The organism is Frigoribacterium sp. CFBP 13707 (genome assembly GCF_014842245.1).
GTDB lineage: Bacteria > Actinomycetota > Actinomycetes > Actinomycetales > Microbacteriaceae > Frigoribacterium > Frigoribacterium endophyticum.
The window spans coordinates 1-16,486 of record NZ_JACYVL010000012.1 but is presented as its reverse complement, the minus strand read 5'-3'; the positions used below and the strand labels follow the sequence as shown (position 1 = coordinate 16,486).

The window sequence follows — 16,486 nt, the reverse complement described above, 5'->3', positions numbered from 1 at the left end:
ACCCCGAAGGCACTCCACCATGTCCTCCCACGTCTCCCTGCGCCGTCGGCGCGTCCGCACCACGCCGCTCGCCCTCGCGGCCGGCGTCATCGGCTCGATCGTGCTCAGCCTCACGATGACGGGCACGCTCTCGTCGTTCACGGCCAGCATCGCGAACGACAAGAACACCGTCGGCACGGCCTCGCTGGCCATGAAGGAGGCGCTGGTGTCGTCGTCCGTGCCCGGCACGACGAGCGGCACCACCTGCAGCAGCACCGACGGCGGCGCCGGCTCGTCGGCGGCGACCTGCTCGACCATCAACAAGTTCGGCGGCGACACCGCCATGACCCCCGGCGGCCCCGCCGCGACCACGCAGGTCAGCATCCAGGCCACGGGCACGGCCGCCGTCCGCACCTTCACGCTCTCGCCCGGCACCTGCACGCAGACCGCGACGGCCGGCTCCGCCACGACGGGGTCGGCCACCGACCTGTGCAGCAAGATCCGCGTCTCCGTCACGACCGCGGGAGGCGCCTCGGTCTTCTCCGGGACGGCGGCGGGCCTCGCCAGCGGCGGCCCGATCACCCTCACCGCGCCGAGCGGCCAGACGGCCGTGCCCTTCACCTTCGTCGTCTCGCTCGACTCGACGGCCGACAACAGCTACCAGTCGCTGACGGCCTCGATGCCGCTGACGTGGACCTTCACGGCCTGACGTCGGCGCCCCTCGCGCGTCGGCTCGGCGCGCTCCTGCTCGCCGTGGCGGTCGTCGGCGCGGTCGCCCTGGCCGTCGCGGCGGGGGCGTTCCACCACGGGGGAGGGCGCTGGTTCGTCGTGACCTCCTCGTCGATGGGGGAGGCGGCGCCGGTGGGGACGCTGGTGCTCACCGAGCCGGCCCGCGCCTCCGGCCCCTCCGCCGTCCTGCGCGTCGGCGACGTCGTGACCTTCCGCCCGCCGACCGTGCCGGGCGAGGTGTACACCCACCGGGTCGCGTCGATCGGCGCCGACGGCGTCCGCACCAGCGGCGACACCACCGGGGCCGTCGACCCGTGGCTGCTCGGCGACGACGACCTCGTCGGCCGGGCCGTCGCCCTGCTGCCCGGCGTCGGGTGGCTCGTGCGCGGGCTGCCCTGGCTCGCCCTCGGGGCGCTGGCGGTCTGGGCGGTCGGCACGCGCCTCCGCTCGGACTCGGCGCGCTCGGCCTTCCGCCTCGTCGCGGGCTGCGCCGTGGTGCTCGGCGTCGTGTCGGTGCTGCGCCCGTTCGTCGGGGCCGTGCTGCTCTCGACCACGGTCGACGCCGCGGGCCGGGGCGTCGCCCACGTCGTCTCGACCGGGCTCGTGCCCGTGCGGGTCGCGGCCGAGGGCGGCGGCCACGCCGACCTCGTCAGCGGGGCCGTCGGCCAGGTGCCGGTGCCCGCGGGCGCCTCCGCCGTCGACCTCACGACGTCGCTGCACCTGCCCGTCGTGGGCTGGGTCGTCGTCGCGCTGATCTGCGCCTCGCCGCTGATCGCGGTGCTCACGCTGGGCCTGCCCGCGGGGGAGCCCCGGGCCGAGCGCGGCCGCCGCCGGGCGGAGCCGGCGTGAGCGGGCGGCACCTCGCGCGCCGCGCGGCGGCGCCCCGGCTCCGTGCCCTCGCCGCCGTGCTGGCCGTGGCGCTCGTCGCGGGCCTCGGCCTCGTGACCGGCTCCACCGAGGGCACGAGCGCGGCCTTCACGGCGTCCGTCCGCAACACGGGGGACCGCCTGCAGACGGCCACCTATTTCCGGTGCCCCGACGCGTGGGCCCCGCAGCGCGACGGCGCCGTCTTCCAGTGGCCGCTCGACGAGAAGGCGATCGCCCAGCTCGTGCGCGACACCTTCTCGGACACGGCCGGGGCGCCGCTCTCCGGCCACACCGGCGACACGGGCGGCACCTGGCTGCGCCACAACTCGAGCGGGAGCACGGAGGTCGTGTTCACGGGTGCGGGCCGCGTGCGGAAGTCGGGCAGCACCTCGTTCGTCCTGTACCGCTCGGAGCCCGCCTCGAGCAGCCCGAACTACACGGTGAGCGCCGACGTGTTCGTGCGCAGCACCGTCGCCGCCGACACCGTGGGGCTGGTGGGCCGCCTCAACACGGGCTCCGCGACCAGCACGACCGGCACCTACTACACGGCCCGCTACGAGCAGGCCGACAAGCGCTGGGCGCTGTGGTCCGTCGTCGACGGCGGCCAGACCCTGCTCGGGACGTCGCCCGCGACGCTCGCCGACGGCAGCACGACGCGGTTCTCGCTCGACCTGGTGGGGTCGACGATCCGCGTGCTCGTCGGCGGCGCGCAGGTGATCGCCGTCACCGACACCAGCATCACCGAGACGGGCCGAGCCGGCCTCGCGGTGGGCACCCCCGGCGGCTCGGTCTACGCGACGAGCGACACCACCGGCCTGCAGCTCGACGCCTTCGTGGTGCAGCCGACGCAGCGAGCGACCGACGTCTCCGGGCACGGCGCGACCGGCGCCTACGTCGGCTCGCAGGGCACCCTCGCCCGCCCTCCCCTGCCGAGCTGCCCCCGCGACCCCGGGGCCGCCTACGACCCCGACGGCAGCACGAGCTACGTCACGTACCCGACGAAGCAGTCCGACCCGCAGACCTTCAGCATGGAGACCTGGTTCCGCACCACCAGGCCGCAGGGCGTCGTCATCGGGTTCGGCGACTCCGCCACGGGCACCTCGACGCAGGCCGACCGTCTGCTCTACGTGAGCGCCGAGGGGCGCCTGATCTACGGGCAGCGGCCGCGCAACGTGCAGACGATCCGCACCACGACGTCCGTCACGGACGGGGCCTGGCACCACGTCGCCGTGACGTACACGCCGAAGGGCGGCATGACGATGTACCTCGACGGGCGTCGCGTCGCCTACGACGCGACGGTGCAGTCGGCGATGAACTACGACGGGTACTGGCGCGTCGGGGCCGGCACGATCCCCTCGGGGTGGCCCGTGACCCCCGACTCGCCCTACTTCGTCGGAGGGCTGCGCTACGCGGCCGTCTACTCGGTGGTGCTGACCGAGGAGCAGGTGCGGCAGCACTGGGAGGCGGGGCGGTAGGAGGCGCGGGTCGGCCGGGGCGCGGGGCGGCCGGGGCGCGGAGCGGCCGGGGGACGCGGGGCGGCCGGGGGACGCGGGGCGGCCGGGCTCGAGTGGTCACGAACTGCTCCTCCCGGGCGCCGGGAGGAGCAGTTCGTGACCACTCGGAGGGCCCCGGGCCGGGCCGGGGCGGACGGGGGCGTGGACCGGTCGGTCGGGGCCTGCGAGACTGAGGCGATGTCACCCGTGCTCGCAGTCCTCCCCGGCTCCAGCCCCGGCGCCTTCGACACCGGCGTCACGCTCGCCGGCTTCGTCATCGGCGTCATCGTCGTCGCGATGGTGGTGCTCATCGTGGTCAAGGTCGTGTCGGCCCGGCGTCGGGGGATCAACCCGTTGACGTTCGACGCCGAGCTCGCGGCGAAGCTCCGCGACTCGTCGGTGCTGCAGCCCGAGAAGTCGGTCGAGGCGCGCCTCGCCGAGATCGACGACCTGCACGGCCGTGGGGTCATCACCGACGCCGAGCGGGAGTCGGCGCGGGCGTCCGTCCTGCGCGGGTGAGCGGGCTGGGGGCGGGGCGTGCTCCGGGGGCCGGGCCCGCGACTCCCTCAGGCCCCGAGCCGGTGGACGACGTCGTCGCGGGGGTGCCGGTGCGGACGTACGCGGCGGCGGTGCCCGCCGGGGACGGACCCGAGGAGGCGCGGTCGGCCCCCGTGCTCGTCTGGGCCCACGGCGGAGGGTTCTTCCGGGGCGGGCTCGACCAGCCGGAGGCGCACGAGGTCGCGTCCGCCCTGGCACGCCGCGGGGTCGGCGTGGTCACGGTCGACTACCGGCTGACGCCGTGGCCGCTCGTCGGGCGGGTCGGGCGGGTCGCGTCGGTGGGCCCGGTCGCGCGGGTCGGGCGAGCCGGGCGCGGGCGGACGCGGTTCCCGGGGCCGGTCGACGACGTGTCGGCGGTCTGGCGGAGCGTCGCGGAGGCCACGCCCGGCGGCGCGCTGATCGGCGGGGCGAGCGCGGGGGCGTGCCTCGCCGCGGCCGCCACCCTGCGGGCCATCGACGAGGGGGCGGCGCCGCGCGGGGTCGTGCTCGGCTACGGCTTCTTCCACCCCGTGCTGCCGGTCGACCGGGCACTGCAGCGGTCGGTGCGGGGGCACCGGAGGCTGTCGCACTCCCGCTGGGGGCTCGACCTGATGAACCGGAACTACGCCGGCACCGCCGCGGCGCTCGCCGAGCGGCACGCCTTCGCCGGCGGGCAGGACCTCGCCGGGTTCCCGCGCACGCTCATGGTCGACGCCGAGGCGGACTCGATGCGGGCCTCGGGCGACGCGTTCGCGCGCGAGCTCACGGCGTCGGGGGCTGACCTCGAGCGGCACGTGCTGCCGGGCACCCGGCACGCCTTCCTCGACCGGCCGCGGCTGGCGGAGTTCCGGGCGGCGGTGGAGCTCGTCGCAGGGTGGTGCCTGCGGGGGTGAGGGGCGCGGGCTTCGGCTCGTGGGCTGGTCCGGGGGTCGGGGTCGGGGCCGGGGGCCGGGCTCGGATTCGGGCTCGGCATCAGGCGTCGGGGCGGTCAGCTCAGGGTCGGTCGGCGACGGCGCGCACGGCGGCGGCCGACGACCGGGCGTTCGCTCCGAGCAGGCCGAGCACGAGGGCGACGACGGCGGCCGCGACCAGCACGACGATCATCGGCCAGGGGGCGTCGACGGCGAGGCCGACGACGACGAGCAGCACGCCGAGCACCGCGGCGGCGGCGGGAAGCGTCCACCCCGGCAGCCGGTTCGCCCGCGACGACCAGCTCGGCATCGTCGCCCACTCGTGCGCGGCGCGGCGCACGGCCGGGTCGGGGTGCGCCTCGCCCCGGCCCGCGAGGCGGACGACCTCGACGCGCGTGGCGGTCGGCAGGTCGGCCCAGGTGAGCGAGGCGGCGGGGGCGGTCACGGAGGCGAGCGTAGCGGGCGGCCGGCGCAGGAGCGGGCGGTGGGCACGGGCGCGGGTGCCGGCGCCGACGCCGACGCCGACGCCGGGCAGGGGTCGGCACCAGCGCGGGCACCGGAAGACGCGAGTGATCTCGCCCGTCGACCCGCGCCTCCCGCCTGTCTGCGTCGGTGGCGGGCCGATCGCTCTCAAATTCGAGAGAACGGCCGTGCCGCGTGAGGCAGGGGCGGGGCCGTCGGGGGAGGAGGTCGGGGGCGCGGGGGGCAGAACGCGAGTGATCCGGGTCGTCGGCCCGCGCCTCCCGCCTGTCGTCGTCGGTGTCGGGCCGATCGCTCTCGAATTTGAGAGGGGGGCACGCGGACGGGCGTCGATGAGCGGGGGAGGAGACGGAGCGGGGGAGGAGACGGACCGGCGAGGAGACGGACCGGGGGAGGCGCGGGGCGGGCCGGTGCGACTGCGTAGGGATGCCGTGAGGAGGCTCCCGCCCCGACACCCCCGCGCACTATGCTGCGGGAGGCCCGCGAGGGCGCGCCCGCCTCGGGACGCTCATGCCACGGGCCCGGCGCACGGGCCCGACCCGCACGCACCACGCACCCCGCACCACGCACCACGCACCACGCACCACGCACCACGCACCACGCACCACGCACCACCCCGCACGACCGACCACGAACGCACGACCGAGAGGCAGGTGACTCGCGACATGACCGGTGATCATGATCGTCAGGGACGCCCTCGCCTCGTCGGCGGAGCGTTCCGGATCTGACCGGCTCGGCCCGCCCCGCGGGTCGGCACCCGGCTCGGCCCGCCCCGGCGGCCGAGGCTCCTCGGCCGCCCCGGCCGCTCGCGCCCGCGCAGTCCGCGCCCGAGCAGTCCGCGCCCGCGCAGCCTGCGCGCCCCCGCGCGCCCGCACCGGCCCCCGTCGCTCGCTCCCCTGCCTCCTGCACCGACAGGAGACCCGCCCATGGCACTCATCGACAACGGCATCTACGTCGGCGGCACCCGCACGCGGACGCCCGCCGACCTCCGCGAGACCTACGCCGCCCTCGACGACACCGCGGGCGGCCTCGCCTGGATCGGCCTCTTCCGCCCCAGCCCCGCCGAGCTCGACTCGGTGGCGGCCGAGTTCGACCTGCACCCGCTCAGCGTCGAGGACGCCCGCAAGGGCCACCAGCGCCCCAAGCTCGAGCGCTACGGCGAGACGCTCTTCATCGTGCTGCGCTCCGCCTGGTACGACGACGAGCGCGAGGCGGTCGAGTTCGGCGAGGTGCACCTCTTCGCGGGGCCGCGCTTCGTGCTCACCGTGCGGCACGCCGAGCGCCCTGACCTCGGCCAGGTGCGCAAGCGCCTCGAGGCCGACCCGGAGTTCCTCGCGAAGGGGTCCGAGGCCGTGCTCAGCCGCGTGCTCGACGAGCTGGTCGACGGCTACGCCCCCGTCGTCGCGGGCCTGCAGGACGACATCGACGAGATCGAGGACGACCTCTTCGACGGCCAGGTCGACCCCGAGTCGTCGAAGCGCATCTACCAGCTGCTCTCGGAGGTGATCGGCTTCCAGCGCGCCATCGGGCCCCTGCCCGAGATGGTCGACTCGCTGCTGCGCGGCGCCGCCAAGTACGGCACCGACGACGAGGTGCAGGCGCAGCTGCGCAACGTGCTCGACCACACCATCCGCATCACCGAGCGCGCCGACACCTTCCGCGTGCTGCTCGAGAACGCCCTGACCCTGCACTCGACGCTCGTCACCCAGGAGCAGAACGACGCGATGCGCCGCATGACCAGCGCCAGCCTCGCCCAGGGCGAGGAGAGCCGCCGCCTCGCCCGCGCCTCGATGGAGCAGGGCGAGGAGGTCAAGAAGATCTCGTCGTGGGCGGCGATCCTCTTCGCGCCGACCCTCGTCGCGTCGATCTACGGCATGAACTTCGACGTGATCCCCGAGCTGCACTGGCGCTTCGGCTACCCGTTCGCGCTCGGGCTCATGCTGCTGCTCGGCGTCGCCCTCTGGCTCGTCTTCAAGAAGAAGCACTGGCTCTAGGAGTCGCGGGCCGGCCCCCGCAGGGAGCCGTGCCGCATCGAGATGCCTCGTCCTGGGGCGTCGGGGCCGGCGGAGGCCCAGGAGGCGTCACCTCGGCGACGGCGCGGGCGCTGGCGCGCCGGCGGGCGCGCCGGGCGCCGCGGGCGGCACGCCGTTGAGGCGGTAGTCGCCGACGGCGCGCTCGCGGAGGATCGCCGGGTTGTGCGACGCGATCGTCCGCGCGTTCCGCCAGTGGCGGTCGAGCGCGAGCTCCGTGTCGACCGCGGAGGCGCCTCCCACCTCGAAGAGGGAGGTCGCCGCCTCGAGCACCAGCGGCAGCACGACCTGCTGCGCCTCGAAGACCCGCACGAGCGCCTCTTCCCAGCGGGCGCCGTGGCCGTCGTCGGCGGCGCCCGCGCGGTCGGCGGCGTCGACGTGCCGGACCGCGGCGAGGGTGATCGCCTCGACCGACGACGCGATGCTCGACAGCCGCCCGACGACGCGCTGCACGAGCGGGTCCTCGCGGGGCGACGACGTGCCGCCGACGCCGAAGGTGCGCGTGCGGGGCCGCACGAACGCCACCGCGTCGCGGACGACCGCCCGCGCGGTGCCGCTCAGCGCCGCGAGCAGCACCAGCTGGTAGAGCGACTGCGCGTGCGCGAGCGGGCGGCGCTCGGCGTTCTCGCCCCACGGGATGACCTGGCGCGGGTCGACCACGACGTCGTCGAAGACCGTCGTGCCGCTGCCGGTGAGCCGCTGGCCGAAGCCGGCCCAGTCGTCGACGCGGGTGACCCCGGGAGCGTCGGCCCGCACGCTCAGCGCGACCCGCTCGCCGTCGCGGTCGCCCCCGACCCGCACCGCCCCGACCCAGATCCAGTCGGAGTAGATCGTGCCGGTGCTGTAGTACTTGCGACCGGTGAGCACGAGGTCGTCGCCGCGCTGCTCGAGCCGAGTCGTCACCTCGGTCGCCGCACCGCGCTCGGCCTGGGCGTTGCCGACGAGCACGTCGCCCGCCGCGAGCCGGTGGAGCCACTCGTCGCGCAGGGGGCCGTCGGGCTGCGCCCGCTGCGTCTCGACGAAGGCCACGTGCCCGCGGAGCAGCTGCGGCAGGTTCGAGTCGGCCTCCCCGAGCCGGACGAGGAGGCGGTACTCCTGTTCCAGCGACGCTCCCCACCCGCCGTGCGAGACCGGCACCCGCAGCGCACCGAAGCCGGCCCGTCGCAGCTCGTCGACCTCGGCCACGGGGAGGCGGCGCTCGCGCTCCCGGGCGACGGCGCCGGCCGCGATGCGCTCCAGCACCGGGGCGAACGCGGCCTCGACGCGGGCGTCGACCCGCGCCTCCTCGCGGGCGTCGACCCGCGCCTCCTCGGGGCTGCCCTGCTCGCCCGTCGTCCGGTCGGTGGTCTGCGTGTCGTGGCTCATGAGGTCCTCTCGGTCGAGCTCCATTCCTCGCAGACGGACGGCTGCTCGACCACCCCCGGCGTCACGCGGCGACACGTCCCGTCACGCACCGTCACTCTCCGTCACGCGTCGACACGGACGCTTCACCGACGGCCTCCCGGCTGGCACAGTCGCTCCCCACCAGCACCACCACGATCACCACGACGACACCCAGGGGAGACACCATGAGCGAGCAGCACGACCACCACGACGACCAGGCCGGCCGCACCGACGGGGCCGAGGGGCACGACCCGGCACCCGGCGCCGAGAGGGCCGACCGGCCCGCGGGCGGCCTCCGCGCCGGCCTCGACGAGGCGCGCCGGAAGCGGCGCCGAGCGCTCTTCACCGTGCTCGGCGTCGCCGGCGTCGCGGCGCTCGTCGGCGGGGGAGTGCTCGTCGGCACCGCCGTCGGGGGCGGCACCGACCCGGCCGACGCGGCGGACGGCGACGTCGAGCGGCTCAGCGTCCGCATCGCGGGCAGCGGCGAGAGCGAGCTGCAGGACGCGGTGGCGACGGTCGCGGCGGAGGACGGCCTCGACGTGGAGTGGGTCAACTTCGACGACTGGACGCTGCCCAACTCGGCGCTCGTCGCGGGCGAGGTCGACGCGAACGCGTTCCAGCACACGGCCTTCCTCAGCGCGTACAACACGGCGAACGACACCGACCTGACGCCCGTGTTCTCGACGTCGATCAGCCAGTGGGGCGTCTTCTCGGCGACGAAGTCGTCGCTCGACGAGCTCGAGCAGGGCGACCACGTGGCGATCCCCGACGACGCGGCGAACAGCGGACGGGCCCTCGGGATCCTCGAGGCGGCCGGCCTGATCGAGGTCGACGACGGGGCCGGGATCTTCCCGACCGTCGACGACGTCACGGAGAACGACCTCGGCCTGCAGTTCGTGCCCATCGGCGCGACGACCATCCCGACCCAGTTCGACGACCCGAGCATCGACGCGGTCGTCGTCGGCACGTCGTACTTCGACCCCTCGCAGGAGATCGACGCCGACGACGCGCTCTACCTCGACGACGCGCTGAGCGACGGCTCGCGACCCTACGTCAACGCGGTCGTCACCCGGGCCGACGACGTCGACGACCCCGCGTGGGACGTGCTCGAGGACGCCTACGCCGACCCGCGCGTCGCCGAGGCGCTCGAGCGCGACTCGTTCGGGGCCGTGGTGCTGGTCGACGTGTCGGCCGACGACCTCCGGGCGACGCTCGCCGAGCTCGAGGCGGCGGCCCGCGAGCAGGCGTCGTGAGCGCGGCGGGGGGCACCGCGGCGGCCGTGGCCGTCGGCGGGGCGGGCGCGGACCTCGGGGAGGCGGGCCTCGCCCTCGGGGGGCCGGGCGCGGCGACCGAGCCGACCCGCGACTCCTCGGTGACCGGGGCGGGCGACGCGATCGTGGAGTTCCGCGGGGTGTCGAAGTCGTACGAGGTGCAGGGCCGCCGGGTCGACGCGCTGCGCGACGTGAGCCTGTCGGTCGAGCGCGGCGACGTCTTCGGCATCGTCGGCTGGTCGGGGGCCGGCAAGTCGACGCTGCTGCGGACGGTCAACGCCCTGGAGCGGCCCACGGCGGGCTCGGTGCACGTCGACGGGCGCGAGATCTCGGCGCTGCGGGGGCGGCAGCTGCACCGGGCGCGGCAGCGCATCGGCATGGTCTTCCAGCAGTTCAACCTGCTCCAGTCGCGCACGGTCTACGGCAACGTGGCGTACCCGCTCCGGCTCGCCGGGCTCTCGCGCGACGCCACCGTCGACCGCGTCGAGGAGCTGCTCGACTTCGTCGGCCTCGGCCACAAGGCGCTCGACCACCCGTCGCAGCTCTCGGGCGGGCAGAAGCAGCGGGTCGGCATCGCCCGGGCGCTCGCGACGAAGCCCGACGTGCTGATCAGCGACGAGGCGACGAGCGCCCTCGACCCGCAGACGACCGGCGAGGTGCTCGACCTGCTGCGCCGCGCGAACGACGAGTACGGCGTGACCATCCTGCTCGTGACGCACGAGATGGACGTGATCCGCTCGATCGCCGACCGGGTCGCGGTGATGCAGGACGGCGAGGTCGTCGAGACCGGCTCGGTCTACGACGTCTTCGCGTCGCCGCGGCACCCGACGACGTCGCGGTTCGTCTCCTCGGTGCTGCACCACCGGGCGTCCGCGGCCACGCTGACGCGCATCCGCCAGGTGCACACGGGCCGGCTCGTGCACCTGCACGTCGTGGACCGCGACTCGAACGACCCCTTCCTGTCGCGGGTCGCCCGCGAGCACGGCGTCGACGTCAACGTGGTCTACGGCGGGGTGAGCGAGCTGCAGTCGCGGCTGTTCGGCGACCTGACCGTCGAGCTGCTCGGCGACGACGACCGGGTGGAGGCCGCGCTCCGCGACCTGCGCCGCACGACGACGGTGGAGGAGGTGGGGGCCCGTGCGTGACGTCGACCCCGCGGTGCTCTGGCCGAAGATCGGTGCGGCGCTGCTGCAGACGCTCCAGATGGTGACGGTGTCGTTCGTGCTCGCGACGCTCTTCGGGCTGCTGCTCGGCCTCGTGCTCTACTCGACGCGGCGCGGAGCGCTGCTCGAGAACGCGGCGGTGTCGACGGCGCTGAACGCGGTGATCAACGTGGTGCGGCCCATCCCGTTCATCATCCTGATCGTGGCGATCTCGCCGCTGACGAGGGCGGTGATCGGCACCAGCATCGGCACCGGCGCCGCGATCTTCGCGCTGACGATCGTGGCGACGTTCTCGATCGCGCGGATCGCCGAGACCAACCTCGTCGCCGTCGACCGCGGCGCCGTCGAGGCCGGTGCGGCGATGGGCGCGTCGCCGCTGCGGGTGCTCGGCACGATCGTGGTGCCGGAGGCGCTCGGCCCGTTGACCCTCGGGCTCACCTACATCTTCGTCGCCCTGGTCGACGCGACGGCGGTCGCCGGCCTCGTGGGCGGCGGCGGGCTGGGCAACCTCGCCATCACGTACGGCTACCAGCGCTTCGACACCGTGGTGATGGTCACGGTCATCGTGCTGATCATCGTGCTGGTGCAGGCGGCGCAGCTGCTCGGGAACCGGGTGGCGCGGAGGGTGCTGCACGCGTGACGGGTGCGGGCCGCGCCGCGGGCACGCCGTGCGCGCGTGCACGTCCTCCTGGTGAGTTGCCATTTTGGGGGGCTCATGAGCTCTTGGAGGCCCCCAAAGTGGCAAGTCAGCGGACGCGGTGATCGAGGTGACTCGTCCTGAGGTCTCGACGGCGTCGGGAGGCCAGGACGAGTCACCTCGATGACGGAGGGCGCCGCGACTAGGGCAGCAGGCCCGAGCGGTAGGCCCAGATCACGGTCTGCAGCCGGTCGCGGGCGTCGAGCTTCGTCATCACGCGGGTGAGGTGCGACTTGACGGTGCTCGTCTCGATCACCAGGCGCTCGCCGATCTCGTCGTTGGAGAGCCCCTCGCCGAGCAGCCGCACGATGCTCTGCTCGCGGGGCGTCAGCACGTCGACGGGCGGGCCCGCGAGGGTGGCGGCCCGGCGCCGCGTGAACTCCTCGATCACGCGACGGGTGGTCGCACCGTCGATCGCGGCCCGGCCGGAGGCGAGGGCGCGCACGGCGGCGACGAACTCCTCGGGCTCGGCGTCCTTGAGCACGAAGCCGCGGGCCCCCGCCTCGAGCGCTCCGAAGACGTACTCGTCGAGGTCGAAGGTCGTCGCCACGAGCACGGCGGGCCCGCCGCCGGCACCGGCGCTCGTCGCGTCGGCCCCACCTCCGCCGACGGCGCCCGTCGCGCCGGCACCGGCGACCGCCACACCTGAGCCCGCCGCACCCGCCGCACCCGCAGCACCGGCGGTGATCGCCCGCGTCGCCTCGATCCCGTCGCCGCCCGGCATGCGCACGTCCATCACGACGACGTCGGCCCGCGTGTGCTGCAGGAGCGTCACCGCCTCGCGGCCGCCCGCGGCCTCGCCCACGACCTCGATGCCCCCGGCGGTCTCGAGCACCACCCGGAACCCCGCCCGCACGATGGACTGGTCGTCGACCAGCACGACGCGGATCACGCGCCGCCCCCGTCGCCGGCCGTCGTGCCGCCGATCGCGGTGCCCGACGCGCCGACCCCCGCAGGCCCGGCAGGCGCCCCGGGCGCCCCAGCCGCCCCGGGCGCGGCAGCCGCCACATCGGCCTCGACCGGCAGCTCCAGCCGCACCCGCCACGAGCCCGCCGCCGTCGGCCCCGCCTCGAGGCGTCCGCCGACGAGCGCCGCGCGCTCGCGCATCCCGACCAGCCCGTAGCCCGGGGCGGTGCGGCCGGTCGTCGCGGGCATCGCGTTCTCGACCACCACGACGAGGCGGCGCGGCTCGGCCAGGAGGTCGACGGCCACGGGTGCTCCGGGAGCGTGCCTGCGGGCGTTGACCAGCGCCTCCTGCACCGTCCGGTAGGCGGTGACGTCGGCCAGCGGGGGCAGCGTCGGCAGCGACCCGTCGGCCCGCACCTCGACCACGGTGCCGGAGCCGCGGGCCGAGTCGACGAGGGAGCCCACGTCGCCGAGCCCCGGCACCGGCACGCTGCCGTCGGCGTCGTCGCCGGTCTCGCGGAGGATGCCCACGATCGAGCGCAGCGCGTCGAGCGTCTCGCGGCCCTGGGAGCGGACGCTGCGCAGCGACTCCTTCGCGCGCTCGGGGTCGCCGTCGACGAGCCGCTCGGCGGCGCCCGCCTGCACGACGAGCCCGGTGAGGTGGTGGGCCGCGACGTCGTGCAGCTCGCGGGCCATGCGGGTGCGCTCCGCGGCGACCGCGGCCCGGGTCAGGGTCGCCTGGTGCTCGACCGTCTCGGCGGCGCGGGCGCGGACGTCGTGCTCGTGCCGGCGGCGCAGGGCGACCCACGAGCCGACGGCGGCGCTGACCCCGACGATCAGCACGGCGCTCGTGATGAGGGCCAGCGCCTCGGCGGCCGGGTCGAGGAGGTCGAGCGAGGGCAGGGCGACCGCTCCGAGCGCCCGCTTCGCGACGCCGGTCGCGCCGACGACCGCCCCGACCGCCGCGACGGCGACCGCGGCGACCCCGGCGCCGACGACGACCCGCGTGGGCCGCAGCGAGCCGACCGTGTAGGCGAGTACGACCGGCGCCGCCGTCCACAGCGCGATGCCGGAGGGCAGGACGGCGAGCAGCGCGGCCTGCAGCACCATGACGGTGATCAGGGCCGGCACCGGCCGCACGCGGCGGAGCGCCAGGGGCACGTGCTGGGCGAGGGCGAGCCCCACGACCAGCCCGACCTGGGCGGGCGGCACGACGCCGCCCCGGTCGGCGCCGAGCAGCTCGCCCGCCGCCTGCAGCCCGGCGAGGAAGGCGAGGGCGACCAGGGCCCAGGCGGCCGCGAGCACGACGTCGCGGCCCAGGTCGCTCCGCACGCCCACCCGGGCCAGGGCCCGGCGGAGCGCCGAGGGGCGGGGGGAGGCGGTGGCGGTGGTCACGGTAGGAGCTTGCCAGGTGCCGCCGGTCGCCGGGGCGGCCGGGGCCGCCGTGTGCGGGCGGTCGAGGGGCGCGTCGCCCTGTGAGGGGGTCATCAGTAGCTCACGCTCGGCGAGATGAGCCGGTACGCCAGCGCGAACCAGGCCAGGGCGACCAGGGCCAGCACGACCAGCACGCGACCCGTCACCACGAGGGCGCCGCAACGGTCGCGGACGGCCTGCCAGGTCGCCAGCACCGCCGGCACGACGGCGAGCACGCCGACCACCTGCAGCACCTGGAGCACGCGCAGCGACACCGCGGGCACGTCGACGAACGACAGCGCCTGCACGGCGACCAGGGCCCAGCCGACGAGGGCGACGACGGTCGCGAGCTGGCCGAGGCGCGAGAGCAGCAGGGTGCGACGACCCCGACGGGCTGCGGCGTCGGCAGGAGCCGTGGCCGGCAGCTCCCCGCGGCGGCGGCGCCCGGCGCCGGCGACGGCGACCGCCGGCCAGGCGACCAGCGAGACGAGCAGCACGACGACCGACAGGGCCACCGTCGGCAGCACCAGCGAGGCGGTGCCCCAGACGGGTGCTCGCAGCAGGGTGAAGGAGGCGCCCCACGAGATCGCCGACACGGTCGCGTCGTCGTCGTCGCCGTCGGTGCGCGTCGCGAGCACGGCGTCGCCGCCGACCTCGCGCCAGGCGTTCGCGCCCACCTGCTCGTACACGCCGGTGGTCGTCCCGAGCGGCTTCGGGGTGACCGCGACGGTGCCGTCGCTGCGCGGCACGACCGTGGTCTGGCCGCTGAGCGCGAGCAGGGCGCCGGGGTTGCTGAAGGGCGATCGGGAGGAGATGTACGTGCCTGCGAGGGCGGCCGCGGCGCTCGCGTCGCCGGACGACGCGGAGCCGGGGGAGGTGGCCGCGACCGTCTCGGCGTCGGGGCCGGCCTCGGCGGCCGCGCCCGTGCCTCCTGCACTGGCTCCCTCGTCGTCGCGCAGGTAGCGGTCGGCGAAGCCCTCGAGCAGGGTGGTGCGCAGCTCGCTCGAGTCCATCGGGTCGCGTCCGTTGCCGTTCAGGGTGACGAAGATGCCGGCGTCCTGCTCGGGGAACATCCGCATCGCGGTGTGGAAGACCTGCGTGTCGCCGTCGTGGCCGAAGGCGGGCAGGCCGGGCGTGCTGTCGTCGAAGAAGGCGAGGTCCATGCGCTGGCCCTCGGCGAGGGTGCCGAGGTCGTCGGCGTCGAGCGCGGGGCGGTGCATCTCAGCGAGCGTGTCGGCCGTGAGCGGCGACTGGTCGGCGGGCAGGTCGCCGAGGTGGGCGAGCATGAACCGGGCCATGTCGGTGGCGCTCGACGTCATCGCCCCCGCCGGTGCGGCGTTCACGACCTCGGTCGGCCACGACGGCTGCGAGTCGTCGGGGTAGCCCTTCGCGAGGCGGGCGTCGAGGTCGGCGGGCAGCGGCTGCTCGAACGACGACGACGTCATGCCGACGGGCCCGAACACCTCCTCCTGCACGAGCTCGGCGAACGGCTCGCCGCGGACGCGCTCGGCGACGTAGCCCGCGAGCGAGGCGCCGTAGTTCGAGTACGCGGGCGTCGTGCCCGGGGCGAAGACCTGCTCGGGCGGGGCGGCCGACACGGCGTCGCGCAGCGACACCTCGCTGCCGGGCGTGCCGATCAGGCCGGCGATGACCTCCTCGAAGCCCGAGGTGTGGGTCAGCAGGTGGCGCAGCGTCACGGCGCCCTTCGGGGTGTCGAGGTCGAAGTCGAGGTACTGCTGCACGTCGGCGTCGAGGTCGAGCCGGCCGTCCTCGACGAGCCGCATCACGGCCGTCGCGGAGACGACCTTCGAGACGGAGCCGACGCGGAAGAGCGTGTCGTCGGGGTCGACGGGCCGGGCCGGGTCGCCCTCGGTGCCCGTGTCGGCCAGCCCGTAGCCGCGGGCGGTCAGCAGCTGGCCGTCGGCCACGACGCTGACTGAGGCGCCGGGGATGCCCGTCGTCTGCAGCGCGGAGCCCAGGGCCCCGTCGAGCCAGGAGTCGACGTCGGAGGCGGTGAGGGCGTGCCCGCCGGGCTGGTGCTGCGGCGGGGCGGGGGGAGCGGGCTCGGCGGAGGCCGTGCCCGCGCAGGCCGCGAGCGGCAGGGCGAGGGCGACGACGGCCGCGGCGGCGGCGAGGCGGGGCAGGAGTCGGCGGTCGCGGCGGCCCCTCGGGGCCCCGCTCTCGGCGTGTGTCGATGTCATGACTCCACGCTCGCGCCCGGAGCGCGCCGCCACAGGGTGCGCAGGTCGTGACCTCGCCTACGACCTCCGACGCAGGCCCGGTGCCGACCCGGCGCACCGTCGGTGCACCCCGGGCACGCGGAAGACCCCCTCCTGCTCACGAGCAGAAGGGGGTCCCACCGGGATGCCGGCCCTACGTCGAGGGATGCAGCACCGGCGCGGTCGTCACCGAGCAGCGGGAGAGTGCTACTTGGTGGCGACGGTGATCTTCGCGACGCCGACGAGCATCTCGTCCTGGACGGCGTCGGTCTTGAAGGTCTGGTTCAGCAGCGCGGCGGCGTCGGGGCTGATGTGCACCGTGGTGCCCTCGAGGATCGCGTTGTCGCCCTCGGTCTGGAGGGGCTTCAGCGAGCCGCCGTAGAGGTTGAAGAGGTAGGCGTCCTCGGC

The 16,486-nt window shown here is 75.6% G+C and carries 14 protein-coding genes and 1 pseudogene; 9 read left to right on the top strand and 6 right to left on the bottom strand.

Annotation, left to right across the window (positions count from 1 at the left end):
* Nucleotides 1-19: 19 nt before the first annotated feature.
* From IFT45_RS14490 to IFT45_RS14470, 5 genes are all read left to right on the top strand, one after another.
* Nucleotides 20-688, top strand: a complete 669-nt coding sequence (locus tag IFT45_RS14490) for a hypothetical protein (protein WP_167261762.1) — start codon at nt 20-22, stop codon at nt 686-688.
* On the top strand, nt 670-1,557 hold the full coding sequence (locus IFT45_RS14485; protein WP_192129006.1) for a S26 family signal peptidase: 888 nt from the start codon (nt 670-672) through the stop codon (nt 1,555-1,557). Before IFT45_RS14490 ends, IFT45_RS14485 begins: the two co-directional genes overlap by 19 nt.
* The gene (locus IFT45_RS17925; protein ID WP_192129004.1) at nt 1,554-3,050 is read left to right on the top strand and encodes a LamG domain-containing protein; all 1,497 of its coding nucleotides are present in this window, start codon (nt 1,554-1,556) and stop codon (nt 3,048-3,050) included. Before IFT45_RS14485 ends, IFT45_RS17925 begins: the two co-directional genes overlap by 4 nt.
* 216 nt (nt 3,051-3,266) lie before the next feature.
* Nucleotides 3,267-3,587 (top strand): SHOCT domain-containing protein, encoded by a 321-nt coding sequence (locus tag IFT45_RS14475; protein WP_185231121.1) that lies wholly within the window; start codon nt 3,267-3,269, stop codon nt 3,585-3,587.
* Between the two features lie 62 nt (nt 3,588-3,649).
* The gene (locus IFT45_RS14470; RefSeq protein WP_192129002.1) at nt 3,650-4,498 is read left to right on the top strand and encodes an alpha/beta hydrolase fold domain-containing protein; all 849 of its coding nucleotides are present in this window, start codon (nt 3,650-3,652) and stop codon (nt 4,496-4,498) included.
* A gap of 100 nt (nt 4,499-4,598) precedes the next feature.
* On the opposite strand, the gene IFT45_RS14465 is transcribed toward IFT45_RS14470, so the two are convergent.
* Nucleotides 4,599-4,961 (bottom strand): hypothetical protein, encoded by a 363-nt coding sequence (locus IFT45_RS14465; protein WP_192046978.1) that lies wholly within the window; start codon nt 4,959-4,961, stop codon nt 4,599-4,601.
* Between the two features lie 961 nt (nt 4,962-5,922).
* On the opposite strand from IFT45_RS14465, the gene IFT45_RS14460 reads away from it, so the two are divergent.
* Entirely contained in the window at nt 5,923-6,990 is a 1,068-nt protein-coding gene (locus IFT45_RS14460; RefSeq protein WP_056051908.1) for a magnesium and cobalt transport protein CorA, read from the top strand.
* A gap of 87 nt (nt 6,991-7,077) precedes the next feature.
* Here the strand turns inward: IFT45_RS14460 and IFT45_RS14455 are convergent, their stop codons facing one another.
* The gene (locus tag IFT45_RS14455; protein WP_192129000.1) at nt 7,078-8,391 is read right to left on the bottom strand and encodes an acyl-CoA dehydrogenase family protein; all 1,314 of its coding nucleotides are present in this window, start codon (nt 8,389-8,391) and stop codon (nt 7,078-7,080) included.
* A 203-nt stretch (nt 8,392-8,594) separates the two neighbouring features.
* Between IFT45_RS14455 and IFT45_RS14450 the strand changes: the two genes are divergently transcribed.
* The 3 genes from IFT45_RS14450 to IFT45_RS14440 are packed head-to-tail and all read left to right on the top strand — an operon-like array spanning nt 8,595 to nt 11,483.
* Nucleotides 8,595-9,662 (top strand): MetQ/NlpA family ABC transporter substrate-binding protein, encoded by a 1,068-nt coding sequence (locus IFT45_RS14450; RefSeq protein ID WP_192046976.1) that lies wholly within the window; start codon nt 8,595-8,597, stop codon nt 9,660-9,662.
* Nucleotides 9,659-10,825: a methionine ABC transporter ATP-binding protein gene (locus tag IFT45_RS14445; RefSeq protein ID WP_235491113.1), complete on the top strand. Its 1,167-nt coding sequence runs from the start codon at nt 9,659-9,661 to the stop codon at nt 10,823-10,825. The genes IFT45_RS14450 and IFT45_RS14445 overlap by 4 nt, the downstream gene beginning before the upstream one ends.
* Entirely contained in the window at nt 10,818-11,483 is a 666-nt protein-coding gene (locus IFT45_RS14440; protein ID WP_371811032.1) for a methionine ABC transporter permease, read from the top strand. Before IFT45_RS14445 ends, IFT45_RS14440 begins: the two co-directional genes overlap by 8 nt.
* Nucleotides 11,484-11,682: 199 nt before the next feature.
* On the opposite strand, the gene IFT45_RS14435 is transcribed toward IFT45_RS14440, so the two are convergent.
* From IFT45_RS14435 to IFT45_RS14420, 4 genes and pseudogenes are all read right to left on the bottom strand, one after another.
* Nucleotides 11,683-12,432 (bottom strand): response regulator transcription factor, encoded by a 750-nt coding sequence (locus IFT45_RS14435; RefSeq protein WP_056051914.1) that lies wholly within the window; start codon nt 12,430-12,432, stop codon nt 11,683-11,685.
* On the bottom strand, nt 12,429-13,841 hold the full coding sequence (locus tag IFT45_RS14430; RefSeq protein ID WP_371811031.1) for a sensor histidine kinase: 1,413 nt from the start codon (nt 13,839-13,841) through the stop codon (nt 12,429-12,431). The genes IFT45_RS14435 and IFT45_RS14430 overlap by 4 nt, the downstream gene beginning before the upstream one ends.
* A 92-nt stretch (nt 13,842-13,933) precedes the next feature.
* Nucleotides 13,934-16,060 carry a serine hydrolase gene (locus IFT45_RS14425; RefSeq protein WP_192128996.1) on the bottom strand — a complete coding sequence of 709 codons (2,127 nt, stop codon included), beginning with the start codon at nt 16,058-16,060 and terminating at the stop codon, nt 13,934-13,936.
* Nucleotides 16,061-16,285: 225 nt separating this feature from the next.
* Nucleotides 16,286-16,486 (bottom strand): annotated as a pseudogene (locus IFT45_RS14420) (hypothetical protein); the annotation flags it as partial.